The organism is Candidatus Zixiibacteriota bacterium (genome assembly GCA_035574315.1).
Taxonomy (GTDB): domain Bacteria; phylum Desulfobacterota; class Binatia; order UBA9968; family UBA9968; genus DATLYW01.
In genome coordinates this window covers 87,544-113,591 of sequence record DATLYW010000053.1, presented here as the reverse complement: position 1 = coordinate 113,591, position 26,048 = coordinate 87,544, and the positions used below count along the sequence as shown (strand labels likewise).

21 protein-coding genes are annotated in these 26,048 nt (G+C 64.6%); 11 read left to right on the top strand and 10 right to left on the bottom strand.

All coding sequences use genetic code 11. The annotated features are described in order from the left end of the window. Positions 1 to 31 precede the first annotated feature (31 nt). Entirely contained in the window at positions 32 to 1,756 is a 1,725-nt protein-coding gene (locus VNN77_19950; GenBank protein ID HXG53682.1) for an iron ABC transporter permease, read from the bottom strand. Positions 1,757 to 1,778: 22 nt separating this feature from the next. Next, complete coding sequence (locus tag VNN77_19945; GenBank protein ID HXG53681.1) at positions 1,779 to 2,594, bottom strand: ABC transporter ATP-binding protein; 816 nt, start codon at positions 2,592 to 2,594, stop codon at positions 1,779 to 1,781. A 191-nt stretch (positions 2,595 to 2,785) separates the two neighbouring features. Here VNN77_19945 and VNN77_19940 point away from each other — a divergent pair, with 191 nt between their 5' ends. The 9 genes from VNN77_19940 (at position 2,786) to VNN77_19900 (ending at position 12,728) form a co-directional block, all read left to right on the top strand. Then, complete coding sequence (locus VNN77_19940; GenBank protein ID HXG53680.1) at positions 2,786 to 3,508, top strand: GntR family transcriptional regulator; 723 nt, start codon at positions 2,786 to 2,788, stop codon at positions 3,506 to 3,508. A gap of 23 nt (positions 3,509 to 3,531) precedes the next feature. Next, complete coding sequence (locus VNN77_19935; GenBank protein HXG53679.1) at positions 3,532 to 4,902, top strand: dihydroorotase family protein; 1,371 nt, start codon at positions 3,532 to 3,534, stop codon at positions 4,900 to 4,902. Positions 4,903 to 4,922: 20 nt separating this feature from the next. Continuing rightward, positions 4,923 to 5,840 carry a xanthine dehydrogenase family protein subunit M gene (locus VNN77_19930; GenBank protein HXG53678.1) on the top strand — a complete coding sequence of 306 codons (918 nt, stop codon included), beginning with the start codon at positions 4,923 to 4,925 and terminating at the stop codon, positions 5,838 to 5,840. 18 nt (positions 5,841 to 5,858) lie between these two features. Beyond that, positions 5,859 to 6,338 (top strand): (2Fe-2S)-binding protein, encoded by a 480-nt coding sequence (locus VNN77_19925; GenBank protein HXG53677.1) that lies wholly within the window; start codon positions 5,859 to 5,861, stop codon positions 6,336 to 6,338. Between the two features lie 90 nt (positions 6,339 to 6,428). After that, complete coding sequence (locus tag VNN77_19920) at positions 6,429 to 8,738, top strand: xanthine dehydrogenase family protein molybdopterin-binding subunit (protein ID HXG53676.1); 2,310 nt, start codon at positions 6,429 to 6,431, stop codon at positions 8,736 to 8,738. 166 nt (positions 8,739 to 8,904) lie between these two features. Next, positions 8,905 to 9,960 (top strand): hypothetical protein, encoded by a 1,056-nt coding sequence (locus VNN77_19915; protein HXG53675.1) that lies wholly within the window; start codon positions 8,905 to 8,907, stop codon positions 9,958 to 9,960. Between the two features lie 103 nt (positions 9,961 to 10,063). Continuing rightward, positions 10,064 to 11,095 (top strand): tripartite tricarboxylate transporter substrate-binding protein, encoded by a 1,032-nt coding sequence (locus tag VNN77_19910; GenBank protein ID HXG53674.1) that lies wholly within the window; start codon positions 10,064 to 10,066, stop codon positions 11,093 to 11,095. Between the two features lie 24 nt (positions 11,096 to 11,119). Continuing rightward, on the top strand, positions 11,120 to 11,314 hold the full coding sequence (locus VNN77_19905) for a hypothetical protein (GenBank protein HXG53673.1): 195 nt from the start codon (positions 11,120 to 11,122) through the stop codon (positions 11,312 to 11,314). A gap of 7 nt (positions 11,315 to 11,321) precedes the next feature. Beyond that, positions 11,322 to 12,728 carry an amidase gene (locus VNN77_19900; protein ID HXG53672.1) on the top strand — a complete coding sequence of 469 codons (1,407 nt, stop codon included), beginning with the start codon at positions 11,322 to 11,324 and terminating at the stop codon, positions 12,726 to 12,728. A gap of 304 nt (positions 12,729 to 13,032) precedes the next feature. Here the strand turns inward: VNN77_19900 and VNN77_19895 are convergent, their stop codons facing one another. Together VNN77_19895 and VNN77_19890 are read right to left on the bottom strand one after the other, a co-directional pair. Continuing rightward, entirely contained in the window at positions 13,033 to 14,502 is a 1,470-nt protein-coding gene (locus tag VNN77_19895) for an amidohydrolase (protein ID HXG53671.1), read from the bottom strand. 191 nt (positions 14,503 to 14,693) lie between these two features. After that, positions 14,694 to 15,362 (bottom strand): orotate phosphoribosyltransferase, encoded by a 669-nt coding sequence (locus VNN77_19890; protein ID HXG53670.1) that lies wholly within the window; start codon positions 15,360 to 15,362, stop codon positions 14,694 to 14,696. A 169-nt stretch (positions 15,363 to 15,531) separates the two neighbouring features. Between VNN77_19890 and VNN77_19885 the strand changes: the two genes are divergently transcribed. Continuing rightward, positions 15,532 to 16,779 (top strand): M20 family metallo-hydrolase, encoded by a 1,248-nt coding sequence (locus VNN77_19885; GenBank protein ID HXG53669.1) that lies wholly within the window; start codon positions 15,532 to 15,534, stop codon positions 16,777 to 16,779. Then, positions 16,766 to 17,317, top strand: coding sequence for a bifunctional pyr operon transcriptional regulator/uracil phosphoribosyltransferase PyrR (gene pyrR / locus VNN77_19880; GenBank protein HXG53668.1), 552 nt, complete (start codon positions 16,766 to 16,768; stop codon positions 17,315 to 17,317). The genes VNN77_19885 and pyrR overlap by 14 nt, the downstream gene beginning before the upstream one ends. 114 nt (positions 17,318 to 17,431) lie before the next feature. Here pyrR and VNN77_19875 read toward each other — a convergent pair whose 3' ends face one another. The 6 genes from VNN77_19875 to VNN77_19850 all read right to left on the bottom strand — a co-directional run bounded on the left by VNN77_19875 (position 17,432) and on the right by VNN77_19850 (position 26,029). Beyond that, a complete protein-coding gene (locus VNN77_19875; protein ID HXG53667.1) occupies positions 17,432 to 18,136 on the bottom strand; it encodes a hypothetical protein in 705 nt (234 codons plus the stop codon). Next, a complete protein-coding gene (locus VNN77_19870) occupies positions 18,129 to 19,280 on the bottom strand; it encodes a response regulator (protein HXG53666.1) in 1,152 nt (383 codons plus the stop codon). Before VNN77_19870 ends, VNN77_19875 begins: the two co-directional genes overlap by 8 nt. Before the next feature lie 80 nt (positions 19,281 to 19,360). Beyond that, positions 19,361 to 20,761 (bottom strand): sigma-54 dependent transcriptional regulator, encoded by a 1,401-nt coding sequence (locus VNN77_19865; protein HXG53665.1) that lies wholly within the window; start codon positions 20,759 to 20,761, stop codon positions 19,361 to 19,363. Next, the gene (locus VNN77_19860) at positions 20,758 to 22,608 is read right to left on the bottom strand and encodes a histidine kinase dimerization/phospho-acceptor domain-containing protein (protein ID HXG53664.1); all 1,851 of its coding nucleotides are present in this window, start codon (positions 22,606 to 22,608) and stop codon (positions 20,758 to 20,760) included. Before VNN77_19860 ends, VNN77_19865 begins: the two co-directional genes overlap by 4 nt. Further along, complete coding sequence (locus VNN77_19855) at positions 22,586 to 24,745, bottom strand: ATP-binding protein (protein HXG53663.1); 2,160 nt, start codon at positions 24,743 to 24,745, stop codon at positions 22,586 to 22,588. Before VNN77_19855 ends, VNN77_19860 begins: the two co-directional genes overlap by 23 nt. Positions 24,746 to 24,769: 24 nt before the next feature. After that, positions 24,770 to 26,029 carry a beta-ketoacyl-ACP synthase II gene (locus VNN77_19850; GenBank protein ID HXG53662.1) on the bottom strand — a complete coding sequence of 420 codons (1,260 nt, stop codon included), beginning with the start codon at positions 26,027 to 26,029 and terminating at the stop codon, positions 24,770 to 24,772. Positions 26,030 to 26,048: the final 19 nt, after the last annotated feature.

Below are 26,048 nucleotides of genomic sequence, written 5' to 3'. Positions count from 1 at the left end.
GGCCCGGCGGCCGGGCCCCGAACGAATTCTCTTATTCCGCGATTCCTATTTTAGCCCCGAGCTTGCGCGCCGTGAAAGCCATCGCCACGAGCAAGAGCACCATCAGGACGCCCAGCGCGCAGACGTAAGTATATTGGCCGCCCTCCCACAAGTCGAACGCCATGATCGAAAGGACGGTGCTGTTGTAGGAATAGAGCAGGATCGACGTCGACAGCTCCCGCAGGGCGATGATGCTGATGTAGATCCACCCCGCGGTGAACCCGGGCATCAACAGCGGCAGGATCACCTTTTTGAAGGTCTGGAACCACGTGCCGCCGGCGGTCATGGACGCCTCCTCCAGCTCCTTGTTGATCTGAATCATGGAGGCGGAGGCGGCCCGGATGCCATACGGCATGAACTTCGTGATGTAGGCCAGAAGCAGGACCCAGATCGTCCCGTAGAGATTCAGGAATCCGAGGAACCGGCTCGACTCGGCCACCCTGGCCAGCGTCAGATAGACCCAGATCAGGCTCACGCCGAGGACGATGCCGGGCATGGCGATCGGTATGAAGGTCATGTTGTCGAGAAAGGCGCGCCCGGGGATCCGGGTGCGGACGGTGATCCAGGCGATCACCGAGGTCAACAGCATCACCAGCGTGGCGGAGCCGAGCGAGAGATAGAAGCTGTTCTTGAAGGCGGTGATCGCCAGCGGGTAGGTCAGGATGTACTGGTAGTTTCCCAGGGTCATCTTCGCCATCAGCTCGCGCGACGGCACACCGTAGTACGGAATGAACGACGACCAGAGGAGCACGAAGACCGGAAGAATCACGGCCAGGAAAAAGATGAAGAAGGAAATCGCGCAGGTCACGTACTTCCAGCCGCCGAGGTCGATCACGCGCGGGCGGTATCCCTTTCCGGTCACCGTCGCGTAACGCTCCTCGCGCCGCGTGATCCGGCCGTAGATCAGCACGCCCGCCGTGCTGATGGCGAGCAGCGTCACCGCGTAGGCGCCGGCGAGGCCAAAGTCGGACGGAAATTGATGAATCGCGAGAAAGATCTTGGTCGTAAAGACGGAGATCTTCGCCGGCACCCCGATCAGCGCCGGGACCTCGAAGGCCTCGATGCCGCGGATGAAGATGATCAGCAGCACGCTGACCATCGCCGGCCGCATCAGCGGCAGCGTGATCCGCCGGAGCGTGCTCCAGGTGCTCGACCCGGCCGTCAGCGCGGCTTCCTCCAGCGAAGTGTCCATGTTCCGGAAGGCGGCGGACATGAGAAGGAACACCAGCGGGTAGAGATGGATGGCCTCCGCCCAGATCATTCCCCACATGGAGTAGATGTTGAAGGGCGGCTGCTCGAGGCCGAGCAGCTCCTTGAGCACGATATTGATCAGCCCGATCTTGGGGCTCAGCAGCAGTATCCAGGAGATCGTGCTGAGAATGCCGGGGATGATGAACGGGATCAGCGACATGACCACGAAGAGCTTCTTGAACGGCGTGTTGGTCCGCTCGCTGACCCAGGCGAGATAGGTGCCGATCAGGAAGGTGACGATGCAGGTCCCCAGCGCATAGTAAAGCGAGTTCAGGAGCAGGAGATAGAACTCCTTGTCGAAATAGGCCTTGACGTAGTTCTCGATGGTGTAGGCGGCGCCCGGCTCGCCGATCGGCGCCGTGCGCACGCTCCCATAGAGGAGCATGACGAGCGGAACGCCCGCCAGATAGAGAACGAAAAGGCTGGCCCCGACCAGGATGAGGGTCTGGGAGTTGATCCTCCTCACCCTTCCCTCCCGACGCGATCCGTTACGCGTTGATGTTGTGGACGACCTGGTCCGCGACCATGGTTTTCTTGACTTCTTCCTCGATCAGGTTCCAGAGCTGATCCTCGTAGTCGAGAAACTTCCGATCGCGCTTCACCGACAGGGGCCGCGGGCGCGGCAGATCGATCTTGATCGTCTGCTTGACCTTGCCGGGCCTCGCCCCGAAGACGATCACCCGATCGGCCAGGTAGATTGCCTCGTTGATCTGGTGCGTGATGAAGAGCACCGTCTTGCCCGCCTCCTGCCAGATGCGCAACAGCTCGAGCTGCATGATCTCGCGGGTCTGGGCGTCGAGAGCGGCGAAGGGCTCGTCCATGATGAGGATCTTGGGATCCACCGTGAGCGCCCGCGCCAGGTTGCAGCGCTGCTGCATGCCGCCGGAGAGCTCGTGCGGGTAATGGTCTTCGAATCCCTCGAGGCCGACCAGCTTGATGAACCTTCTGGCCCGTTCCTGCCCTTCGGCGTTGTCCAACCCCTGGCATTCCAGACCGAAGATTACGTTCTTGAAAACCGTCCGCCAAGGCATCAGGCAGGAGTCCTGGAACACCATGCCCCGGTCCGTGCCGGGACCGGTAACCGGCTTGCCGTCGATGAGGATCTGGCCCGCCGTCGGCTTCAACAGGCCGTCGGCGAGGTTAATAAAGGTGGTCTTGCCGCAGCCGCTGGGGCCGACGATCGTGACGAACTCCCCGTCTTCAACCGACAGGTTGATGTTGTCCAGAGCGAGCAGGCGCCCGCCCGTTCGCGGCTGGTAGTACTCGTGCCTCAATCCAATGGCCTGCAACTTGGTCTGTGCCACATTGCCTCCTTAAAATGTGCCGGTCGTTGCCGCTCGCCGTACGCCGCGCCCAGGAGGGCCCGGGCCCGGGTCGCAAGCGTATTATCATTTCTATTGCTTTTTTCAAGCGCGTTTCGTTGATTGACAAGAGGTCGACGATCGGATAGGTTCCGAGACGTTTGCATAAAAAAATTTATGCAACTCGCCTACGCATGAGCAATCTGGTCAGGAAACCCAAGTTAAAGGTCCGGGCCGGGGAAAATCTCTCAGGCCGCGTCTATCATGAAATCAAGAAACTGATCTTGTCCAACGAGGTCATGCCCGGGCAGAAGCTTCACCATCAAGAGCTGAGCGAGCGTCTCGGCGTCAGTCGGACGCCGGTGCGCGAGGCCCTGACCCGACTCGTGCAGGAGGGGTACGTCTCCTTCCTGCCGAACCGGGGTTTTACCTGCAAAGAAATTGGAATTCAAGAGGCCGAGGAGCTTTATGAGTTGCGCGAGGCCCTGGAAGCCTTTACGGTGGAAAAGGCGGTCCGCAATCTCACGCCGGCGTCGTTGCGGCGGTTGCGCGACAAGGTGGAGCTGTACGGGCGGGATGTCGGGAAACGCTTCACCCGCGACCGGCTGATTTACGATCAGGACGTGCACCTGGCGATCGCCGACCTGGCGGGCAACCAGACGCTCAAGAACGCGCTCCGGCACGTCTTCGAACGAATTGTGCTCAAGCGCCGCACCGACGGGCTGTACGATCCGGCCCGGGGCATGGCCGCGCATCGGGAGCACCTCAACCTGCTGGCCGCGATCGAGAGCCGCGATGCGGAGGAAGCGGTGCGAATCGTCCGGTCCCACGTCCGGCAGGGCAAGGAAAACGTGCTGGCCGATCTCCGGCAGCGGCAGGCGATCCGCCGGCTTCGCAGAAACGAATTTTTCGAATAAACTCAGAAAAGAAAGGAAACTCTATGGCTGCAGACCTGGTGATCAAGAACGGCTGGGTGACCACCCCGGAAGAGACCTTCAAGGGCGGTGTCGCGATCACGGGCGGGAAGTTCGTCGCGATCGGCTCCGACGACTCCCTGCCGTCCGCCAAGGAAGAGATCGACGCGAAGGGGCGTCACATCCTCCCCGGCATCATCGACGGCCACGTCCACTTCCGCGAACCGGGAATGACTCACAAGGAGGACTTCGCCACCGGCTCGACCGCAGCCGTCTGCGGCGGGGTGACCTTCGTGATCGATATGCCGAACACCGTGCCCCCGACCGCCGACGCGGAGCAGGTCCGGATCAAGCAGCGGCTCGGCGAGGAGAAGTCGCTGGTCGACTTCGGGGTCACCGGCGTCGTCGTTCAGACGAACACGAAGGAAATCCTGCCGATGGCGGCCGCGGGAGCGATCGGCTTCAAGATCTTCTTTGGAGAAACGATCGGCAATCTCCCCTTTCCCGACGACGGGATGTGCATGGAAGCGTTCGACCTGATCGCTCAGTCGAAGCTGCCGCTGGGGATCCACGCCGAGAACCGGCAGATCATGGCGTACTGCACCAACAAGCTCAAGGCCGAAGGCAAGAACGAGCCGCGTTACTGGGAAGCCTCGCGGCCCGACATCTGCGAGGCGGAATCGGTCCACCACGCGCTGTTTTTCGCCGAGACCTTCGGGACCAAGCTGCACGTCTTCCACATGAGCTCCAAGCAGGCCGCCTACATGGTGCGCGACGCCAAGGCCCGCGGCCTGCGCGTGACGGCGGAAACCGGTCCGCACTATCTCCTGCGGGAGCCCGCCGACATGGATCAGGTGGGGCCGCTGCTCAAGATGAATCCGCCCGTGCGCACCAAGGACCACGCCGAGGTGCTGTGGGAAGGGCTGCGGAAGGGCTTCGTCGACATGCTCGCGACCGATCACTCCCCCCACACGCTCGAAGAGAAGGGCTCGGATCTCTACGGCAAACTCACCAAGCCCGCGATCTGGGACTGCATTTCCGGCTTCTGCGGCGTGGAAACCGGCGTCCCCCTCATCCTTACGGAAGTGAACAAGGGGCGCCTCACGCTCAACCAGTACGTCAAGGTGGCCTGTGAGAATCCCGCCAGGGTCTGGCAGGTTTATCCGAAAAAGGGAGCGATCCGGCTCGGCTCCGACGGCGACGTGACGATCGTCGACATGGACAAGGAAGCGGTGATCGACGTGAACAAGCTCCACAGCAAGAACAAGCCGTCGCCGTGGCATGGCTGGAAGGTGAAGGGCGTTCCCGTCTGCACCGTGGTCCGCGGCCACGTCCAGATGCGCGACGGCGAGCCCTGCGGCCGGCCGATCGGGCGGATGGTCCGCCCGCTGGTGTAGCGCACGGATCGGCGTGGGCCATGAAGCGAACCGAACCGTTCGAGTTCTATCAGCCGGCGACACTGCGGGAAGCCAGCCGGATCGTCCTCGAGAAGGGGCCGGGCGGCCGCTTCCTGGCCGGCGGCACGGACCTCGTCATCGCGATGAAGGAGAAGGGGCTGCTGCCCAAGTACGTCGTCGATCTCAAGCGCATCCCCGGCCTGACGGGAATCCAGGAGAACGGCGACGGGGGTATCGTCATCGGAGCGCTGACCACGATGCGCGAGATCGAGACCTCGCCCCTGCTCAGGCGGAAATACCCGTTTCTCGCCCAGAGCGCCGCCGAGGTCGGATCGATCCAGATCCGCAACCGGGCGACGGTGGGCGGCAACATGGCCAACGCCACGCCGTCGGCCGACGTCGCTCCGAGCCTGATCGCGCTTGACGCCCAGGTCACGATCGCCGGCGCCGACGGCGAGCGCTCGCTGCCGCTGGAGGAGTTCTTCCGCGGGCCGGGTCAGACGGTGATGCGTCCCGAGGAGATCCTGACCGCGATCACCATCCCGAAAAGCGCGCCCGGGCTGGTCGGCGAGTACATCAAGTTCTCGCCGCGCGACATGATGGACCTCGCCTATGTCGGCGTGGCGGTCGCCTTCGCCCTGGAAGCGGGCGAGAGGCGCTGCACGGGCGTCCGCATCGTGCTGGGGGCGGTGGCGCCCACGCCGCTGCGCGCGCGCCGGGCCGAGGCGGCGGTGGAGGGGCGCGTCCTGACCGAAGAGGTCGCCGCGGCGGCGGGAGAGGAGGCCGCGCGCGAGAGCAGGCCGATCAGCGACGTCCGCTCTTCGGCCGAGTACCGCAGGGCCATGGTCGGGGCCATGACGAAGCGGGCCCTGTTGAACGCCGCCGCGCCGCGCGGGGGCGCGATCCCGTGGCGCGACCGGCGCGACCGCCGGTACTAGCCGCGGCCCGGGGGAACGATGAAAAAAGAGATCCACTTCAAGCTGAACGGGAAGGCGGTTTCGCTGGAGGTCCCCAACCATCGCCTGCTGCTCGACCTGCTGCGGGACGAGATCGGGCTCACCGGGACCAAGGAAGGGTGCGGCACCGGGGACTGCGGCGCCTGCACCGTTTACCTGAACGGCAAGCCGGTCAATTCGTGCCTGGTTCTCTCGGCCGAGCTCGACGGCGCCGAAATCGTCACCATCGAAGGGCTGAAGATCGGTCCCGAGCTGCATCCGATCCAGAAAGCGTTCATCCGCGACGGCGGCGCGCAATGCGGCTACTGCACGCCCGGGATGCTGATGATGGCCAAGGCGCTGCTGGACGAAAACCCCGACCCGAGCGAGGAAGAGATCCGCTTCGCTCTCTCCGGGAATCTCTGCCGCTGCACGGGCTATGTCAAGATCGTTCAGGCGGTCAGGGACGCGGCGGCGGAGCTGAGGTCGAGGAACGGCTGATGTCGTCATGGCTTGCGGTTTTTTCTTTTCAGCGAACGGCTCGATCGTCGCCTGAAGGTGCGAGCTTTTGAAAGGCCCGAAGGAGCGGAAATGTCGGAGCTGAAGTTCATCGGCAAACCCGTGACCCGGGTGGATGCCCTGGAGAAGGTCACCGGGGAGGCGGTTTACGGTTACGATCTCGTCCTGCCGAACATGCTTTACGGCAAGGTGTTGTTCAGCACGAGGGCCCACGCCAGAATCAAGCGGATTGACGTCGAGAAGGCACGCCGCCACCCGGGAGTCGTCGCGGTGGTGACCGGAGAGGACGCGCCCTGGACGCACGGTGAGTCGATCAAGGATAAACCGTTCCTGGCGCGCGGCAAGGTGCGCTACATCGGGGAGCCGGTGGCCGCAGTAGCGGCGGAGGACGAGGACACGGCGCAGGCCGCGGTCAGGCTCATCGAGGTCGAGTACGAGGACCTGCCCGTCTACACCGACCCCGAGCAGGCCTGCAAGCCGGGGGCCGTCCAGATCCACGAGGATTTCGCCTCCTACCGCAAGGCCGATTTCATCGTCGGTTCGCATCTGCCGAACATCGCGGAGCATTTCAAGCTGCGAACCGGCGACGTCGAGCAGGGCTTCGCGCAGTCCGATCTCGTCCTCAGCGAACGATATTTCGTGCCGATCATACAGCATGCGGCGATGGAGCCGCACTCGGCGCACGCACAGTTCGACCGGGAAAGCGGACGGCTGACCCTCTGGGTGGCCAACGACGCCCCGTTCCGGGCGCTCCACGAGATATCGGAAGCTCTCGGAATGCCCAAGGAGAAGATTCGTTTCATCAATCCTCTGCAGGGGGGCGGCTTCGGCTCCAAAGGCGGGCTCAAGGTCGAGCCGATCGCGGTCGCGCTCGCGTTCCACACCGGCGGAAGGCCGGTGCGCGTGAAGTTCAACCGGGAAGAGACCTTCATCTCGACCCTCACGCGCCACGAATGCGTCGTGTACTGCAAGACGGGAGTGAAGAAGGACGGCACGCTGATGGCGCGCGAGATGACGCTTTACTGGGGAGCGGGTGCGTACGCGGAAAAAAGCCCCACGGTCTGCATCCGCGGCAGCCTGCCGGCGCCCGGCCCCTACCGCATTCCGCACGTCAAGGTCGACGGCTACGCCGTCTACACCAACAAGCCGGTGGCGGGCTCTTACCGGGGATACGGGATCCCGCAGGGCGCGTGGGCGTGCGAGCAGCAGATGGACGAGATCGCCCGGCGACTCGGAATGGATCCGCTGGAGCTGCGGCTCAAGAACATCTTCGTCGACGGCGACGTGTCCTACTGGGGCGAGCGGCTCCACAGCGTCGGCCTCAAAGAGACGCTGCTCAAGGCCGCGGCGGCCATCGAGTGGGGCAAGAGATCGGCCCCGGCCAAGCCGGGCATGCGCTCGGGCAAGGGCCTGGCCTGCATCCAGAAGCCCACTCGCTCCCCGACCACCTCGAACGCGGGCGTGATCGTGGATTCCCGGGGACAGGTTACCGTGCTGGCGGGAACCGTCGAGATCGGCCAGGGCTGCAACACGATCCTGTCCCAGGTCGCGGCCGAGGAGCTGGCGGTGCCGATCGAGCGGGTCCGGATGCACCCGCTCGACACCGACGTCATCCCGTACGACGCGTCGACCACGTCAAGCCGGAGCACGTACCACATGGGGAACGCCGTGCGCAGGGCGGCGATCCATGCCCGCGAGCAGATCGCGGAAGCGGCCGCGCCCATGCTCGAGGCGAAGCCCGCGGATCTCGAGTTCGCCGACGGGAAGGTGTTCCTCAAGGACCAGCCGCAGATGGCGCTGCCGATCGGAGAAGTCGTACGCCGGAAGTTCGGTCCGGAAGGATCCGTGCGCGGGGACGGCTCGTATACCTACGAGATCGGCAAGGACCTCGACCTGGAGACCGGTCACAGCGACCACGCCTCGGCCTTCTACATGTATGCGACCCAGGCGGCCGAGGTGCTGGTCGACGAGGAAAGCGGCCGGGTGCGCCTGGTGCGCATGTCGGCCGCGCACGACGTCGGCAAGGCGATCAACCCGCTCAACTGCGTGGCCCAGATCGAAGGCGGGCTGGCCATGGGCATCGGCTCGGCGCTGCACGAGGAAATGGTCGTCGACAGCTCCGGCAAGGTGCGCAATCCCTCGTTCCTCGACTATCACCTGGTCACGTCGCTCGATCTGCCGGAGATGATCCCGATCATCGTCGAGTGCCCCGAGCCCGAAGGCCCCTACGGCGCCAAGGGGCTCGGCGAGCCGGGGCTCGCGCCTACCCCAGCGGCCATCGGCAACGCCGTCGCGGACGCGATCGGCGTGCGCGTCTACGACCTGCCGCTCAAGCCGGAAAACGTCTACTGGGCGATGCAAAGGAAAAAAAATGCCGCCTGAGCGGCGATTTCCCGGCTCTGCAAACGCCCGCCCGGCCGAGAAGGCGAAAAAATGCCGTCGGCGGATCGCGGCGGCGGCGCTCGCGGGGACGATTTTCCTGGGATGGTGCTTCGACGCCCCGGGCGCCGAGCCCGCGGGCGCTCGCGCCATCCGGACCGTTCCCGGAATGCCCCCGGTTGTCGATCCCAACAACCTGTACGGGGAGACGGCTCCGACCAAGCTGAGCCCGGTCGTCGCCCGCCACCTCTCGCGCGTCTACGTGCCGAACCGGGCTTCCAATGACGTCTGGGTGATCGACCCGGCGACCTTCCGGGTCGTGGACAAGTTCCCCGTCGGAATCCACCCGCAGCACGTCGTCCCTTCCTGGGACCTCAAGACCCTGTGGGTCAACAACAATGCCGAGGGGCGCACGGACGGGAGCGTCACCCCGATCGATCCCGTCACCGGCAAGCCCGGAAAGTCGATCCCCGTCGACGATCCCTACAACATGTATTTCACTCCCGACGGCAGCGCCACGATCATCGTGGCGGAGGCGAGGAAGCGCCTCGATTTCCGCGACCCGCAGACGATGGCGATGAAGTACTCCATCGAGACGCCCGAATGCGACGGGATCAACCACGCGGATTTCTCGATCGACGGGCGTTACGCGATCTTCACGTGCGAGTACAGCGGCAGGCTCGCCAAGATCGACCTGGTCGGGAAGAAGACGGCCGGCTACCTGCGGCTCTCGCGCGGAGGTATGCCCCAGGACGTTCGGGTCTCGCCCGACGGCAAACTGTTCTTTATCGCCGACATGAAATCCGAGGGAATCTTCCTGGTCGACGGCGACCGTTTCGTCGAGGTCGGCCATATCAAGACGGGCGTGGGAGCGCACGGCCTGTACCCGAGCAGGGACGGGACCAAGCTCTACGTCGCCAACCGCGGCGCGGCGCGGGTTTACGGGCCGCCGAAAGGAAAAGGCAGCGTTTCGGTGGTCGATTTCGCGACGCGCAAGGTGGTCGCCCACTGGCCGATTCCCGGGGGCGGCAGCCCCGACATGGGCAACGTCAGCATCGACGGCCGGCTGCTCTGGCTTTCCGGACGGTTCGACGACGCCGTCTACGTGATCGACACCACCACCGGGTCCGTCCGGTCGATTCCAGTCAAGAAGGAGCCCCACGGGCTCACCGTCTGGCCGCAACCCGGCCGCTACTCGCTCGGCCACACGGGGAACTTGCGCTGACCGGGCCGTTTCCGGTATGAGGCGTAGTCGAGCCGGCCTCGGGGTGTCGACCCGCGGCCGGCGAGCGGGGCGGCGGATGAACCTCCGCTCCCGGGAGGACACCATGGTCGGGATCGCCTGGGCTCTGCTGCTTTCTTCGCTCGTCGTCGGCTTTCCTGCTTCTCAGGCCGCCGCGGCGGAGCAGGATTTCTACAAAGGGAAAACGGTCCGCATCATCGTCGGCTTTTCCGCCGGGGGAGGCTTCGACGCCTATGCCCGCGCGATCGCCCGCCATCTGGGGCGCCATCTTCCCGGCGGCCCGACCGTCATCGTCGAGAACATGCCGGGCGCGGGAAGCCGAGTCGCGGCGAACTATCTTTTCAGGGCTCAGGGCGACGGGCTCACCATCGGCAACTTCATCGGCTCCCTGGTCTTGCAGCAGGTGATGGGGGACAAGGGCATCGAGTTCGACGGACGGAAGTTCGAGTGGCTCGGTGCGCCGGTCCAGGACGAAGGCGTGTGCGCGCTGACGAAGGCCAGCGGCATCCATTCCCTCGACGACTGGTTCGCGGCCAAAAAACCGGTCAAGCTCGGGGGCGAAGCCCCCGGGGCCAACGACTCCGATGTGCCCCGCGTTCTGAAGGCGGCCCTCGGGCTGCCGATTCAGCTGATCGAGGGATTCAAGGGAACGTCGAACATCCGCCTGGCTGCCGAATCCGGCGAAGTGGACGGGGGCTGCTGGACCTGGGCGTCGATCCGGACCACCTGGGCCAAGGGCCTGGAGTCGGGGATGGTCAAGCCGATCCTCCAGATCAACCCCAAGAAGGCCGCCGACATCCCCGACGTTCCGAACGCAATCGACTACGCGAAGACCCCGGAGGCCCGTACGTTGATCGAAGCCGGCGTGCACGCGCCGTCGGCGATCCTGCGCGCCTACGCGCTTCCCCCCGGGACGCCCAAAGAACGGCTTGGCCTGCTGCGCCGCGCCTTCGCGGCGACCATGAAAGATCAGGCCTTCCTCGCCGAGATGAACAAGTCCAGGCTCGAGGTCAACCCGCTCTCCGGCGAGGAGGTCGAGGCGATCGTGCGAAAGCTCTTCCAGATGGATTCCGCGACCGTCGCGCGAATCCGTGAAGTGCTGGTTCCGAAGAAGTGACCGCTGACGCAACGGAGCGGCCGGGTGAAAGAGGTTTGGCTGGAGGAGCTGCGGCGCGACGCGGAGCGCGCGGGGCTTGCGTTATCGGACGAGGAGATCGAGCGGCTCGCGCCGGGAATCGCCCGCTCCCGCAGGCAGGCGTCGGAGCTTCGCGAATTGATCGAGCCCGAGACCGAGCCCGCACGGGCGTTGGCGCCGCCCCTCCCGCGCGGGAGCTGACCCGTCGATGGCCGACGCGCCGCTGTGCTTCCTGACGATCGCCGAGGCCGCCGTCCTGCTGCGGCGCAAGCAGTGCTCGCCTGTCGAACTGGCGCGCGCCTGCCTCGACCGCATCGAAGCCTTCGACGGCGCCCTCCACAGCTTCATCACGGTCACCGCCGAACAGGCGCTCGAAGACGCGCGGCAAGCGGAGCGCGAGCTTTTCCGGGGGACCGACCGCGGGCCGCTTCATGGCATTCCCCTCGCCCTCAAGGACCTGTACGCGACACGGGGCGTCCGCACCACCTGCCACTCCGCCGTCCTGCAGCACTGGGTGCCCGAGCGCGATGCCGCCGCGGTCGAAAAGCTGCGCGTGGCCGGCGCCGTTTTGCTGGGGAAGCTGGCTATGCACGAGTTCGCCTTCGGCGGACCCTCGGTCGACGCGCCGTTTCCCGCAGCGCGCAACCCGTGGAACCCGGCGCACATCCCGGGTGGCTCGAGCAGCGGCTGCGGCGCGGCGCTGGCCGCCGGCTTCTGCTTCGGCGCGCTCGGCTCCGACACCGGCGGCTCGATCCGCACGCCCTCGGCGCACTGCGGGGTGGTCGGCGTCAAGCCGACCTACGGCCGCGTCAGCCGCCGCGGCATCGTGCCCTTGAGCTGGTCGCTCGATCACGCCGGTCCGATGGCGCGGAGCGTCGAGGACTGCGCCCTCCTGCTGCGCGCGATCGCCGGACACGACCCTGAGGACCCGGCGTCGGCGGACGTCGCCGTTCCCGACTTCGCCGTGGATCTGGGACGGGGAGTGCGCGGTCTGCGCATCGGCGTGCCGCGCAACGGCTGGTTCGACGAGAATCTCGGGGTGGACGCCGAAGTGCTGGCGGCCTTCGACGCCGCGCTTGGGACCCTGGAGCAGCTCGGCGCGAACCTCATCGATCTCGATGGCCGGCCGTTCTCCCTGGCGCGAAAGGCGAACCAGACGATTCTCGTCGCCGAAGCCTACGCTTATCACGAAAAGCGGCTGCGGGAGGCGCCGGAAAAGTTCGGCAGCGCCGTCCGCCGGCGCATCCTCGAGGGGGCTTTTCTCAGCGCGGCCGATTACATCCAGGCGCTCAGGGCGCGCACGACCCTGGCCGGACAGATCACGGCCAGCTTCTCCCGCGTGGACGTGCTTGCGACCCCGACCGCCCCGCGTCCGCCCGAGGCTTTTGCCGCGCTCGACCCCAACGAACAGATCCTCCGGCCCAACTTCACCAACCCGTTCAACCTCGCCGGCCTGCCCGCGGCGTCGGTTCCTTGCGGCTTCACCGCGGCGGGTCTTCCGATCGGCCTGCAGATCGCCGCGCCGCCGTTCGCGGAAGCTCTGGCGTTGCGAGTCGCCTGCGCCTACGAGCGGGCGACCGAGTGGCGCGCGCGGCACCCGGCGCTTCATCAGTGAGCTCGCAATTATGCAGACACTGTATCAAGGCGACTCGCGGCCGGGACCTCCGGGCCCCGTTGCGTCGTGCGCTTCGAACGTTCAAGTGAGTTCAAACCGTTCAAGCCGTTCAACCGCTTTACTCCGTTCGAGCCGTCCGCTTCGCGGCGGTTCGAACCAAGACGCAATGTTCAAAAGCTCCAGGGTTCAACGTGAAAACCGGAAACCGTCGTTCTCCAGGCGGCGCATTCCGGATAGATGTCTGCCCGCCAATGAAGCAAGCCGGCAAAGGTAGAAGGGATTCCGCTATCGGCGCTCGTTGGCGCTAGCGGCTCTTTGCGAAAATCCGGAAATACATTTCGGCCAGCGCGGGCTCGACGATCCTTGCCGCCGCCAGCTCCCGCTCGATCGACGGGTGGAGCCGGGAGCGCGCCTCCCGGGCGAGGCGCAAAACCTCCCGTTCGTCGACCCGGGTCAGGCGGCCGCCCTCGACGACGATCTCGCCGTCGACGATGACCGTATCGACGTCGGCGCCGTTTTCACAGAAGACGAGCTGGCTCATGACGTCGTTCAGCGGAGTGAAGGCGGGAGCGTCGCGGCGCAGCAAGACCAGGTCCGCGAGCTTGCCGGGCGCCAGCACGCCGGCGTCGAGGCCGAACGCTCTCGCCCCGTTGCGCGTCGCCATGGCGAGAGCCTGCGCGGGCGTGACCCATTCGTTGAAGTCCGACCCCGCTTGATTGTGGATCAAGGCCGCCAGCCGCAACGCGTCGAACATGTTCTGACCGTCGTTGGAAGCCGAGCCGTCCGTTCCGAGCGCCGGGTTTACGCCGGCGGAGAGAAACCGCCTGACCGGGGCGAGACCGCTCCCGATGCGCAGATTGCTCGCGGGATTGTGCACCGGGGTTGCGCCACGGCGCGCGAAGAGATCGACGTCGTCTTCTTCGATCCAGATCGAGTGCGCGAGCGATACGGTTGCGTCGAGCGCGCCGATCGCGTCCAGATGCTTGAGCAGCGACGTGCCGTAAAGCCGTTGGCCCATGACCGCCTGAGCCCTGGTCTCGGCGAGATGGACGTGGACGGGCAGCTTTCTTTTCCGGGCCATCGCCGCTGTCCCGGACAGCAGCTCGTCGCTGCAGCGCTGCACGGCCGAAGGTCCCGGACAGGCGGTCGTCAGCTTCTCCGGCGCGTGAAAGGTCTCGATGAAGGCCTCGCACTCATCGAGCCAGGCCCGGGTCGATCTCGCCTCGCTCGCGCTCATGCGCCTGATCTCGTCGCCGAGCGCCGCATCGGTCTCGCCGATCGGGACCGTCTCCTCGTAGCTCTTGTCCGTGATCGTCAGCGCGACGACGTGGCGCAGGCCGAGGTCGCGCATCGCCTGGATCGCCGCGCCGGCGCCCATGAAACGGCAGGCCTGGCTGCCGGCGAAATGGTCGAGGACGGTCGTGGCTCCCGCTTTCAGCATCTCCATGCCGCCCAGGAGCGCGCTGGCGTAGAAATCATCTTCGCGCATGCCGCGCAGCGACGCCCGGTAATAGGCCCGCCAGATTTCCAGCGGCTTGCTCGGCATCATGCCGCGCACCAGATTGGCCGGCGAATGGCAATGGGCGTTGACCATGCCCGGCATGGCGATCATGCCGTCGGCGTCGATCGTCCGGTCGAAGGGACCCGCGGGCGTCCATTCCGACGGGCCGACGTAGGCGATGCGGGAGCCTTCGATCACGACGGCGCCCCGCTCGACCACGTCCAGCGATTCGTTCATCGTCACGATCAGGGGATGGGCGACAAGGGTTCTCATCGATGTGGAACAGGCTGCGCGCGGCCGGGCCTGCCGGCACCCGCCTGTGCATCGGGGGATTCGTGGATGCGGTGACAGCGTGCCGGCCGGACCTTCCGTCCCTGCCGCTTCGCGGTGGCTCGCCCGTCCATGTGTTCACAGGTTCGGCACGGGGAACCCGGAAACCCGGAGCGGCCGCCGGAACATGCGGCTCAGACGAATCCCATCTTCCGGCCCCAGTTTTCCGGGTCCTTCAGGAAATCGAGGATCTGCTCGCTCGCCGCCGGGCTGAAGTAGCTCTTGGCGAGACCGGTATCGAGCACGTCGTCCCAGTTGGCGAGCACGTGAAGCTCGATGTCGTTCCTTGCCAGGTTGTCCCGCCCTTCGTGCTGCTGCAGGCGGTCCGAAGCGTAATCGAACACGCACAGGCAGTGCGTCATCTTCGCCCCGGCCGCGCGGATCCCGATGTTGAAGCGAAGCTTGCTCAGCCCGTCGGTGATCAGGTCCTCGACCAGCAAGACGCGCTTGCCCGGCTCCAGGATTCCCTCGATCTGCTTGGTTCCGCCGTAGCCTTTCGGCTGTTTGCGGATGTAGATCATCGGCTTCCTGACCAGATGAGCCACGAAGGCGGCGTACGGGATGCCGGCCGTCTCGCCGCCTGCGACCACGTCGATACGGTCGAGCCCGATTTCCGTTTCCGCCGTACGCGCGAGCTGCGTCACGATGTACTCCCGCTCGGCGGGAAACGAGAGGAGCTTGCGGCAGTCGATGTAGACCGGGGAGATCCGCCCCGACACGAACACGAATGGTTTTTCCTTGTAGACCTGAATGGCCTGGGTCTGGAGCAGAATTTCGGCCGTCCTCGAAGCAACCTCGCGCATGAACGCCTCCGCAAAAGCTCAGTCGCATATAACACAGCGCCATCGCCTTGCCAATATCGCCTTTACAGCGCCCTTCGGCCGGCGCGTTTTTCACCTCGCAGGGAACTTGCTAAGATAAGCCGTGATGAAGGCAGCCTCGCTCCGGGAGCCCGCGCCGCCAGCGCCCGCCGTGAACAAACGCCGCTTGATGCAGGATCTCAACGCGGTTTCGCGCATCGGCCTGGGCCCGCGAGGCGCGGTCACGCGGCTGGTTTTCTCGGTGAAGGAGCTCCGCAGCCGCCAGCTCCTGATTCACCTCATGCGCCAGGCCGGGCTCTCCGTGAGCATCGACGCGATCGGCAACATCTTCGGGCGCCTCGAGGGGCGCGACCCAACGGCGCCCGCCGTGCTGGCGGGTTCGCATCTGGACACCGTCGTCCACGGCGGCAAATACGACGGCCCCGTCGGCGTCATCGGCGCCCTGGAGGCCGTTCGGACCATGCGCGAGAACGGGCTGGTCCCGCGCTGTCCCGTCGAGGTGGTCTGCTTCATCGGCGAGGAATCGAGCCGCTTCGGCTTCTCGACCCTGGGCAGCAGCCTGCTCGCGGGCGAGGTGCGGCCGCGCGACCTGGCGAACGCCGTCGACGCCCACGGGACCCGGCTCGAAGAGGTGCTCGCCGGCCTGGGGATCTCGCGCCGCAACCTGGCGGCGCTCAGGCGCGACCCGAAGACCGTCAAGGCATACCTGGAGCTGCACATCGAGCAGGGGCCGATCCTGGAGGCGAAGGGAAAGAAGATCGGGCTCGTGACCTCGATCGCCGCGCCGAGCCGCTACCGCATCGTCTTTCACGGCCGGGCGGACCACTCCGGCACCACGCCGATGGAAATGCGCAAGGACGCGCTGGTCGCCGCGGCATGGCTGATCGAGTATATCGAGAAGACCTGCAGGCGGTTTTCATCGATGGCCAGGGGACGGGTGGTGGGGACCGTCGGCGCGATGAAAATCGAGCCGGGCGTGATCAACGCCGTGCCCGGACGGGTCGAGCTTGCGGTGGACATCCGCAGCACGAGCGGCCCGGCCAAGGACCGCGTGGCGCGCATGGTCCGGCGCCAGGCGGAAGCGATCGCCCGCCGGCGGGGGCTCGAGGTAGAGGTGCTGACGATCCGGGAGGAGGAGCCGGTGCCGCTGGACCGGGGCCTGCTGCGGTTGACGCGCCGCCTCTGCGAGGAGAAGGGAATCGACTACGAGATCATGCCCTCGGGTGCCGGACACGATGCCATGCAGATGGCCAAGATCACCCGGGCGGCGATGATCTTCGTGCCGAGCCGGCGCGGGATCAGCCACAATCCCGAGGAATGGAGCGATCCCGACGATATCTGCCTGGGAACGCAACTGCTCATGGAGGCGATGATACGGCTCGCCGATGAAAAGAGCTGACGGCAAGACGAAAATCCTGGGCGGCGCGCAGATGGCCGCGATTTTAGAGCGCTTCGCGCGCGCGATCGTCCGTCAATACCCCGACCTCGATCAGGTGGTGTTCATCGGCATTCGCACGCGCGGGCCGTATCTCGCCAGGCGCTTGAGCGCCATCATCAAGAAGCGCTACGGCCGGGAGATTCCCGTCGGCGAGATGGACATCGCGCTGTACCGCGACGACCTGAACGCCCTGCTGCCCGGCGGCCGAGTCGACCACACGCGGATTCCGTTCGATATCCGCAACAAAATCATCGTGCTCTTCGACGACGTGCTCAATACCGGCCGAACCGCGCGCGCCGCCGTGGACCATCTGATCGATCTGGGACGACCGCGGATGATTCATCTCGCGGTGATGGTCGACCGCGGCGGCCGCGAACTTCCGATCGCCGCCAACTACGTCGGGAAAAAGCTCCGGCTGCCGCCGCAATCCGACGTTCGTGTCCGCGTAAGAGAGGTCGATCGGGTCGACGAGGTCCGGATCGGCTTGCAGCGGCCTTGACGGAGACCGGGCGTCGTGCTCGCTTCGGCCGGTGTTTCGGGCGGGCAAGGGGGGTGGCTTCGGGGTTTGCGCCGCAGGAAGCCGTTCAGGTACCGGTCGAGGAATGAGAAACCGCTACCCCGCCGCGCGTTCCAGCTCCAGCTCCCGCCGCATGACCACGGCCATGACGTCGCAGCCGTCGAGATGACTTAAAGTAAATCTCCGCACTGCGGCGAGCTCGGCGGGAGAAAAGTGGAGCGCGCAGCGGTCGAGCAGTTTTTCGACGGTCGCGCGCGGGAGCACACCGTACGTCACGTTGTCGTCGTCCTGCGAATAGCCGCCGACCTCGATTGCGGCGGGATCCAGCTCCGCGACCAGCTCCGCGAAAAGCCCGATGAAAGTCTCGATCTTGGAATCGTCGGGAACGGCGGCCGGAGCCCAGGAGAAGCGCCGTTTGATCTCCTCCCGGATGGCCTCCTCCTGGACCGCGAGCCTTATGCCCCGGTCCATCAGGCGGCCGCTCACGAGCTCGTAACGCAACGGCTCCTGGATGCTGGCGCGCGACTGCCGCAGGAGGAGTCGCTGGCGACCGTCGCTAACCTCGACATAGCCGGCGGTCATCGGATCCCAGGGCGCCCCGTGAAGAAAGCGCCGCTCTCCGACCGCCTCGAGGGGCTCCAGCCGGTGCCCCGCGTGGCGGCGCATGAAATCCTGCCAGTCGTTCGCCGCGAGTTCTTCGACCTCTTCCCCGCAGCGGCGGTAGACGGGCGCCTTGTCGAAGGGCGTGACGTGATGGACGGCGTCGCAGTGGCGGCACCAGATGAATCTGTCTCTATCCATAGGTGTGCTGCACCTCGCGGCTCGGCTGCGCCGCGAGCACTCTGTGGGGAAACCGCATCAGAACCGAGGTGCCGAATCCGGGCTGGCTCGCGAGCTCGAGCGTGCCGCCGATCACGTCCGTCATTCGGCGCGCCACCGTCAGGCCGATTCCGAGCCCGGAGAACGAACGCTGCATCGAGCCGTCGCCCTGCTGGAACGGCTCGAAGATCGTGTCGATTTTGCTCCTGTCGATGCCGATCCCGGTGTCGGCGATTTCCAGCTCCACGCCGTCGCCGTCGGGAGACAACCGCGCCTTGACCCGGATCTCCCCTTTCTCGGTGAACTTGACCGCGTTGTTGAACACGTTCTGGAAGATGCGCTCGACCTTCGCCCGATCGCTCACGAGAGGCAGCGCCGGCTCCTCGATCTCGACGGAGAGGCGCAGACCCTTTTCGCGCACGGCGCGCTCGTAGCGCTTCACCGCGCATTCGACCACGTCGCGCACGTCGAACCGCTGGACGATCGTCGTGTTGTCTCCGGCGTTCAGCGACGTCATCCACAGCACGTTGTCGATCAGCTCGAGCAGCTCCTCGGAGTTGCGATAGACCGTCTCCAGGACCTTCTGCTGCTCCTCCGTGAGCTTTCCGATGACCTGGTTGAGCAGCAGGTAAACGAACCCGACGACGACGCTCAGCGGCGTCCTCAGCTCGTGCGAAACGTTGGAGAGGAAATCCGACTTCACCTGCCGGAGCCTGGTCTTGGCGTTGCGCCTCTCGATCGCGTGCCCGACCAGCTTGAGGACGTGGCTGACGTCGAACGGTTTGGAGATGTAGTCGAACGCGCCGAGGCGGAGCCCCTCGATCGCCGTATCCAGCGACCCGTACCCGGTGATGATGATCGCCTCGATGTCGGGGTCGTGCCGTTTGACTTTTTCGAGAACCTCGATCCCGCTGCCGCCCGGCATCTTGAGATCCAGCGTCACGAGGTCGATCGGGTAACGGCCGAGCATGTCGATCGCCTGCGCCGCGCGCTCGGCCACGTGGACGTGGTAACGAGGGTTGAGAATCATCTTGAGAGATTCCCGCGGCCCCAGCTCGTCGTCGACCACAAGAATGTGGGGCTTGGTATTTTCCATACCGGCCGGGAGCAGCAAGGAGCATGCCACCCCCTAACCGCCCGATTTCAAAGAACTTAGTTCGAGACGTGGGAAAGAAAAAAGACGCTGGAAAAAACAAATTTGTCCGATTAGGTCGACAATTTAACCCCGTCACCGCTCGATTCGTTGATCTTCAATTTCTCGATGCGGTATTTGAGGATCCTGCGGCTCGTTCCGAGGAGCAATGCGGCTTTCGTCTGATTGAATCCGGTGCGCTGCAGAGCTTTGACGATCAGCTCGCGCTCGAACTCGTCGACGGCTTCGCTCAGCGGCCGCGCGCCGCTCAGCACGTCCTCCTTCAAGGTCGCGGTCTGATCGGTCGATCGCATGCTGGCCGGCAAGTCCCGCAGCATGACCGTCTCGTGCGGTGTCAGGATGGTCAGCCGCTCGATCAAGTTTTCCAGCTCCCGGACGTTGCCCGGCCAGTAGTACGAGGTGAAGAAATCGATCACCTCGGGCGACAGCGTTTTGGGAGCGATCGAATGCTCCTGGGCTTTGAGCCTCAGGAAGTGGTCGAGCAGCAGCGGGATGTCCTCGCGCCGCTCGCGCAGGGGCGGGAGGTGAAGCGAGACCACGTTCAGCCGGTAGAAGAGATCGGCGCGGAACTCCCCCGCTTTCGCCATGACCTCGAGGTCGCGGTTGCTGGCCGCGATCACCCGCACATCGACCTTGATCTCGTCGGTGCCCCCCAGGCGGGTGAAGGTTTCGTGCTCGATGGCGCGCAGGAACTTCGCCTGAGTCCCCAGGTTGAGCTCCCCGATCTCGTCCAGGAACAACGTGCCGCCGTGGGCGAGCTCGAAGCGGCCCACTTTCTTTTGCGCCGCGTTCGTGAACGCGCCCTTCTCGTAGCCGAACAGCTCGCTTTCGATCAGCGTGTCGGGCAACGCCGCGCAATTCACCACCACGAACGGCTTGGAGCGGCGGTCGCTGTTGTAGTGAATGGCCCGGGCGATCAGCTCCTTGCCGGTCCCGCTCTCCCCCTGGATCAAGACCGTGCTCTTCTTGGCCGCCACCATGCTCACGGCCTTGAATATGTCCACGATCGGCTTCGACTTGCCGACGATGTGATCGATGCCGTATTTGCGGCCCACCTCCTCCTTGAGGCGCTCCAGCTCGCGCGAAAGCTGGACCTTCTCGAGAGCGTGCTCCACCCGCAAACGGAGCTCCTCGACGTCGAACGGCTTGGTGACATAGTCGAAGGCGCCGGTTCCCCGGGCCGCGAAGGCGGTGCGCGCCGTATTGAGCGCGGTCAGCATGATGACCTGGCAGTCAGGGTGGACCGACTTGATCTGCTTCAGCACAGCCAGGCCGTCGGTGCCGGGCATGACGATATCCAGGAGCACGACCTCGGGCCGGTGCTCGGCGAGCTTCTGCATCGCCTCGTCCGCCGAACCGGCTTCGACGACCCTGAAAGTCTTGTTGAACACCAGCTGAAGGGACTGCCGGACGCCCGCTTCGTCGTCAACGACCAGCAACACCGGTTGGCTCATATCCTTTTTTCCCATTGCGAACTCACGAACTCCATTTCCAGGATTTCCCGGTCCCCGGGGGCCGCGCTGCAGACCAGGCGCCCCCCGTTGCGCTCGATCAAGAGCTTCGCCAGGAGAAGCCTCAAAGGCAGCACCACCGGGGCGGGGTCGGGGGCGTCGGATGAGAAATACTGCGCGATCGAAGCGACGCGCGCCCCTTCGCGAGCGTAGGAGATCGCCAACGCTCCCCGGCGCTGCAGGTCGATCTCGATTTCGGTCGCGTTCTTGATCTGGGAGAGCACCGCCGCGAGAACGTTCTTGAAAGCGAACTTGAGCTGGGTATCGTCCGCCAGGACCTCCCCGTTTGTCCCGTTGCCGCGCCAGGCGATGCGAGCGTCGCGCTTGGCGCACTCGTCTTGAAGCTCGTCGAGAGCGGCGCGCAGGCGCTCCTCGAGCGAGACGCGCCGTGCCCGGGGCGCTGAAAAGTCCGAGAATTCCATCATGGTCTCGAGCAGATCGTCCATCCGCTCGATGTCGCCTCCCACGACGTCTTGAAAGCGCAAGCGGAAATCTTCGTCCTGGTAGCGGTCCGCCAGGAGCTGCGCGAAGGTCTTGATGGTGACCATCGGGTTCTTGAACTCGTGAGCCAGCTCATGGATCAAGGTCTTCAAATCGACCGCCGGCACCCGGCCGTTTGCCCCGGCTTCGTCGGCCGGGGCCCGCCACTGCCCGGGGGAAGGTTTTTCGGAGCCGGCCGGAAGCTTCGCCGCGGTCTGAGCAACCGGCTCCGGCGAAAAATCGAAGATCAGATCAGCCGCCTCGATCCGCGATTTTCGTCGCGCCGCGAGCGTCCGGGCGATCACCATTTCGAGCTCGGTCAGGTTGCCGAACCACAGATAGTTCACCAGCCGCCTCTCGGCATCGGGCGCCAGGGCGACGGGCCCGAGCTGCAGGGCGTCGCCGTACCGCCGCGCGAACCAGGCGGCGAGATCCGGAATATCTCCGCTCCTTTCCCGCAGCGGCGGCAGCCTGACGGTCAAGGTGGCGAGTTTGGCGTAGAGGTCCTCGGAGAACTCACTGGAGTAGACTTTCTCCAGCAGATCGCAGGCCGCGGTCGCCGCCAGTTTCGCCCGCCCGCGGCGCAGCTCTTCCTCATCCAGGAACTCCAGCAGCGCCGCCTGCTGAGCGGGCGAAAGGCGCTCGAGGTTTTCGACAACGACCATCGATGCGCCTGCTTCCAGGCCGACCGATTCCAGCTCCCGGCGCTTCTCCCGCAGATACTCCGGAGCGATCTCCTCGGCTCGCAGCCAGACGACCGGACCGCCCGGATTCGCCAGCCGACAGAGGTCACGAACGACCCTCCGTTGCCCGCAGCCGATTTCGCCGAAAATCAGGACCGGCAGCCCGCTCGTCGCGAACCGAGGCAGCACCGTCGAAGCTGCCCGGGTGACGAAAGGGAAATCCAGGCAACCGGAACCTGTATCGCTCTGCCGCGCGGAGGGGACGGTCGGCGAACGCCGCGAGGACAGCAGCGTCGACACTTTGCGCTTCAGCTCGTAAGGATTGAACGGCTTGGCCAGGCATTCGATCCCGCGGCGGCTCTCGATCTCCCGCGCGGCCGCCCTGGAATCCACCAGCAGGAGGACCGGGAAAGGAGCGCGCGCCGCGGATTGCAGCAAGGCGGAGGGCTCCCGAATCTCCGCCGGATCGGCTCCCAGGATCAGCAGGTCGATTTCCCGTCCGGTATCGCCGCTCCGGAGCAAGGAGCCCGCGGCGGGGGATTTCTCGACCTCGAATTCCGCCTCCAGGAGCAGCCCGAGCGTTTCCCGCAATGCTTCCGAGCGGTCAATGACTAAAATTCGCTTCATTGCGCATGCGCCCGTTGGTCACGCTCCGCATCGGCTTGCCGACGGGTAGGTTGACGAAGAACGAGGTTCCCTTGCCGACCTTGCTTTCGACGGTGACAAACCCTCCGTGCTCCTGGACGATCTGGTGAGAGATCGAGAGCCCCAGGCCGCTGCCCTCGTCCTTGCTGGTGAAAAACGGATCGAAAATGTGGTCGAGATTCTCTTCGGGAATTCCGACTCCGGTATCGCGCACCTCGACCTGAACGAACTGCGCCGGTTCGCCGCTTTCGCTTCGACCATAAAGCCGGGTGGCGACGGAGATCGCTCCCCCGTCCTTGATCGCCTGGATGGCGTTCAGTACGAGGTTCATAAATACCTGCTTCATCTGCTCTCTGTCAATCCATACTTTGGGGAGGTTGGGAGTGAAATTCCTGATAATCTCGACGTTTTTCTCCTTGGCCTCGGTCTCCAGGATGCGCGTGATGCTGTCGACGACGTCATTGATGTTCTCCTCGGCAACGTTCGGCCGCGACGGGCGGGCGAAGCTCAGGAGATCGTTGATCAATCCGCAGATCCGATCGACCTCTTTCAGCGCCAGCCCCTGAAACCCCTCGCGGAACTCCGGGTCGTCGTAGCGCTCGGGCAAGAGCTGCGTGAAGGTGCGGATCGCCACGAGCGGGTTCCGGATTTCGTGCGCCAGCCCCGCGGTCAGCAGACCCAGCGACGAGAGGCGGTCGGCCCGGCGCAACGTGTCCTGGGATTGTTTCAGGTTCTGATAGAGCCGGGCGTTCTCGATGGCGATCGCCGCCTGGTTGGCGAGAGTCGACAGCAGCTCGATATCTTCGCTGGAATAGATTTCCTTCCCCTCTTTGTGCCCGAGGTTGAGAATGCCGATGAGCTTTCCCTTGGAAACGATCGGAACGCTGATCTCGGCCTCGAGCTGTTCCATTCTTCTTGCAGTCGCGAGCGCTCGAGGGTCGTCCCCCGCCATTTGCAGCTCGCCCATCACGATCGCCTGTCCGAGCCTGGACAACCGTTCGGCGATCGGGTCCGCTCTCGCGATCGTGTCGCGCGCGCCCTCGGCATCGGCCATTCCTCGGCTCGCAATTCGGGCGAAGGCGTCTTTGGAGTCGTCGAGCAGGTAGAGCGCCGCCTTCTCCACGGCCAGGGCACGGGCAACGGTCTGGACCAAGCTCTGCGACAGAGCCTCCATGTCCACGACGGCGACCATTTCCCGGCTCGACCGCAGCAGCGTTTCCCGGTAATCGACTTTTTTATTGAACAGCGCTTTTTCCAGCGCGTCTTCGGTCATAAACCGCAGCTTCGGAAAGACAAACCCTATGGTGGTGAGCAACCCCAGAAGGATCAGCGTAAAACCGTAGTGGAGACTTCCGAAAGCGAGGAGCTGACCTCCGATGACGATCACGAAGCACGGGATCAACATCGCGAAGAGGATCAGCGCATAGATCAGGCTGCGCTTGATGACAACGCTGATATCCAGCAGGCGGTACTGGATGATGGCGTAGGCGATGATCCCGGCGTGGGCGTTGGTAAAGATCAGACCGATCGGATAATAGGCGATGCCGTAATTGCCCAGGAAGTCCACTCCGGCGAGCGAATAAATGACGGTCGAGAAAATAATGTATTTCAGCTGGTTGACCCGCACCGGGTGAGTCCGCGCCACGTTTTTGTGATGCACCAGGATGCGCAGTCCCGTCGCCAGCATGATCACCAGGAAAAGAAGATAGAGTACGTGCAAGGTTCCCGCTCGCGGATAGTACCCCCAACTGTAACGGTACACTCCGTCGACGAAATATTGGTCGACCCAGGTGACCCCGAGAAAGGCAACTCCAAGCGAATAAAACAGCAAACAAAGTCTTCGGTTCCGCCGTTCGCGCGTCAACGCCACCACGAAATGAAAGAAGACGATCGGGATGAAAATGATCCCCGAATAGCCGATGCGGGCGACCAATTCGGCCAGGGACCGGTCTTGAACGTTGAACAGCACGGTCCACGACCCCTGCCAGTAGGCCGTCAGAAAACACCACAGCGCGAACATCCGCGCGTGGCTGGTTGCCCGGTTACGGGTGAGAACGAAGAGACCGAGACTCAGAGACAGGAGGGCCGTGACCAGCGTGGGAATCGAAGCGATGTTCATTCTCGAGATCGATCGACCCCCCGATCACTGGGCAAAGGCGCGAATAATGCAGGCTGCATTGTACCCCCCGAACCCGAACGATACGGACATCATGGTGTCGACCCGGGCCGCTCGCGCCTGGTTCGGGACAAAATCCAGATCACATTGAGGGTCCGGTTCCTCCAGATTGATGGTCGGATGAAGAAACCCCTTTTCCATCATCAGGCAGCAGGCGACCAGCTCCATCGCCCCGGAGGCTCCGAGAGTGTGCCCGGTCAGCGGTTTGGTTACGCTGACGGGAATCCGACAAGCGGACTCCCCGAGGGCCAGCTTCAGGATCGACACCTCTCCTCGATCGTGCTCGGGCAGCGCAATCCCGTGGAGATTGACATAGCCGATTTCATCCGGCCTCACCCCGGATGACGTCATCGCATGGCGAATCGCGGCAACCGGCCCTTCAAAGGTCGGATCGAAAGCCATCACGTCGTAAGCGTCGCACGAACTGCCGAACCCCACGACCTCTCCGTAGATTTTTGCGTTTCGCTTCAAGGCGTGCCCGGCCTCCTCCAATACCAGGATCCCGCTGCCCTCTCCCAACGCGAAGCCCGCCGCGTTCCTGGCGAAGGGCCGATAGGCAGTCGCAGGGGTCTCGTTTTCGGATGTCAGTAAGTGAATGGATCCGAGCGTGGCCAGCACCAGGGGCGTGATCGGCGCTTCCGCGCCGCCGGCAAGCACGACGTCGAGCGCGCCGTGCCTGATCATTTCAAACGCCTCGCCGACCGAGCACGTGCCGGATGCACATGCGGTCGTGATCGTATGCGAAGGGCCTTTGATGCCGAGGCTCAGCAGGATCTGCGTCGCCGCGCTGCTCGGAATAACGGAAGTAGCAAAAAACGGATTGATGCGCTTGACCCCCTTTTCGTAAAAGAGAGCAATTTGCTGCTCGGCATAACAGAGCGTCCCCACGGACGTGCCGAGAATGACCCCCATTGCGCGCGTGCCATTAGTGCCGGGGCGAATTCCCGCGTCCTGCAACGCCAGCGTCGCCGCGGCTACGCCGAGCTGGGCGAACCGGTCGATTCGTCTCGCCTGCTGTGCTGCCATGAAAGTCAAGGGGTCGAACCCCGAAATTTCAGCGGCGATCTGGCAGGAGTAGGATGAGACATCGAACGCCGAGATCCTTTTGATTCCCGAGCGACCCTCCTGGAGCGACTGACAGTACGCATCCTTGCCTGTGCCGATCGCGGAAACTACTCCGAGGCCGGTCACCACTACCCGCCGGTTGTCGTAGCCGTTGTTTTTCATTGATCTCATCGGAGCTTCT

What these genes read in the sequence shown, in the direction of transcription:
- VNN77_19940 (HXG53680.1), top strand. Translation starts at nt 2,786, where the DNA reads ATGAGCAATCTGGTCAGGAAACCCAAGTTAAAGGTCCGGGCCGGGGAA.
- VNN77_19935 (HXG53679.1), top strand. Translation starts at nt 3,532, where the DNA reads ATGGCTGCAGACCTGGTGATCAAGAACGGCTGGGTGACCACCCCGGAA.
- VNN77_19930 (HXG53678.1), top strand. Translation starts at nt 4,923, where the DNA reads ATGAAGCGAACCGAACCGTTCGAGTTCTATCAGCCGGCGACACTGCGG.
- VNN77_19925 (HXG53677.1), top strand. Translation starts at nt 5,859, where the DNA reads ATGAAAAAAGAGATCCACTTCAAGCTGAACGGGAAGGCGGTTTCGCTG.
- VNN77_19920 (HXG53676.1), top strand. Translation starts at nt 6,429, where the DNA reads ATGTCGGAGCTGAAGTTCATCGGCAAACCCGTGACCCGGGTGGATGCC.
- VNN77_19915 (HXG53675.1), top strand. Translation starts at nt 8,905, where the DNA reads ATGCCCCCGGTTGTCGATCCCAACAACCTGTACGGGGAGACGGCTCCG.
- VNN77_19910 (HXG53674.1), top strand. Translation starts at nt 10,064, where the DNA reads ATGGTCGGGATCGCCTGGGCTCTGCTGCTTTCTTCGCTCGTCGTCGGC.
- VNN77_19900 (HXG53672.1), top strand. Translation starts at nt 11,322, where the DNA reads ATGGCCGACGCGCCGCTGTGCTTCCTGACGATCGCCGAGGCCGCCGTC.
- VNN77_19895 (HXG53671.1), bottom strand. Translation starts at nt 14,502, where the DNA reads ATGAGAACCCTTGTCGCCCATCCCCTGATCGTGACGATGAACGAATCG.
- VNN77_19890 (HXG53670.1), bottom strand. Translation starts at nt 15,362, where the DNA reads ATGCGCGAGGTTGCTTCGAGGACGGCCGAAATTCTGCTCCAGACCCAG.
- pyrR (HXG53668.1), top strand. Translation starts at nt 16,766, where the DNA reads ATGAAAAGAGCTGACGGCAAGACGAAAATCCTGGGCGGCGCGCAGATG.
- VNN77_19875 (HXG53667.1), bottom strand. Translation starts at nt 18,136, where the DNA reads ATGGATAGAGACAGATTCATCTGGTGCCGCCACTGCGACGCCGTCCAT.
- VNN77_19865 (HXG53665.1), bottom strand. Translation starts at nt 20,761, where the DNA reads ATGAGCCAACCGGTGTTGCTGGTCGTTGACGACGAAGCGGGCGTCCGG.
- VNN77_19860 (HXG53664.1), bottom strand. Translation starts at nt 22,608, where the DNA reads ATGAAGCGAATTTTAGTCATTGACCGCTCGGAAGCATTGCGGGAAACG.
- VNN77_19855 (HXG53663.1), bottom strand. Translation starts at nt 24,745, where the DNA reads ATGAACATCGCTTCGATTCCCACGCTGGTCACGGCCCTCCTGTCTCTG.
- VNN77_19850 (HXG53662.1), bottom strand. Translation starts at nt 26,029, where the DNA reads ATGAAAAACAACGGCTACGACAACCGGCGGGTAGTGGTGACCGGCCTC.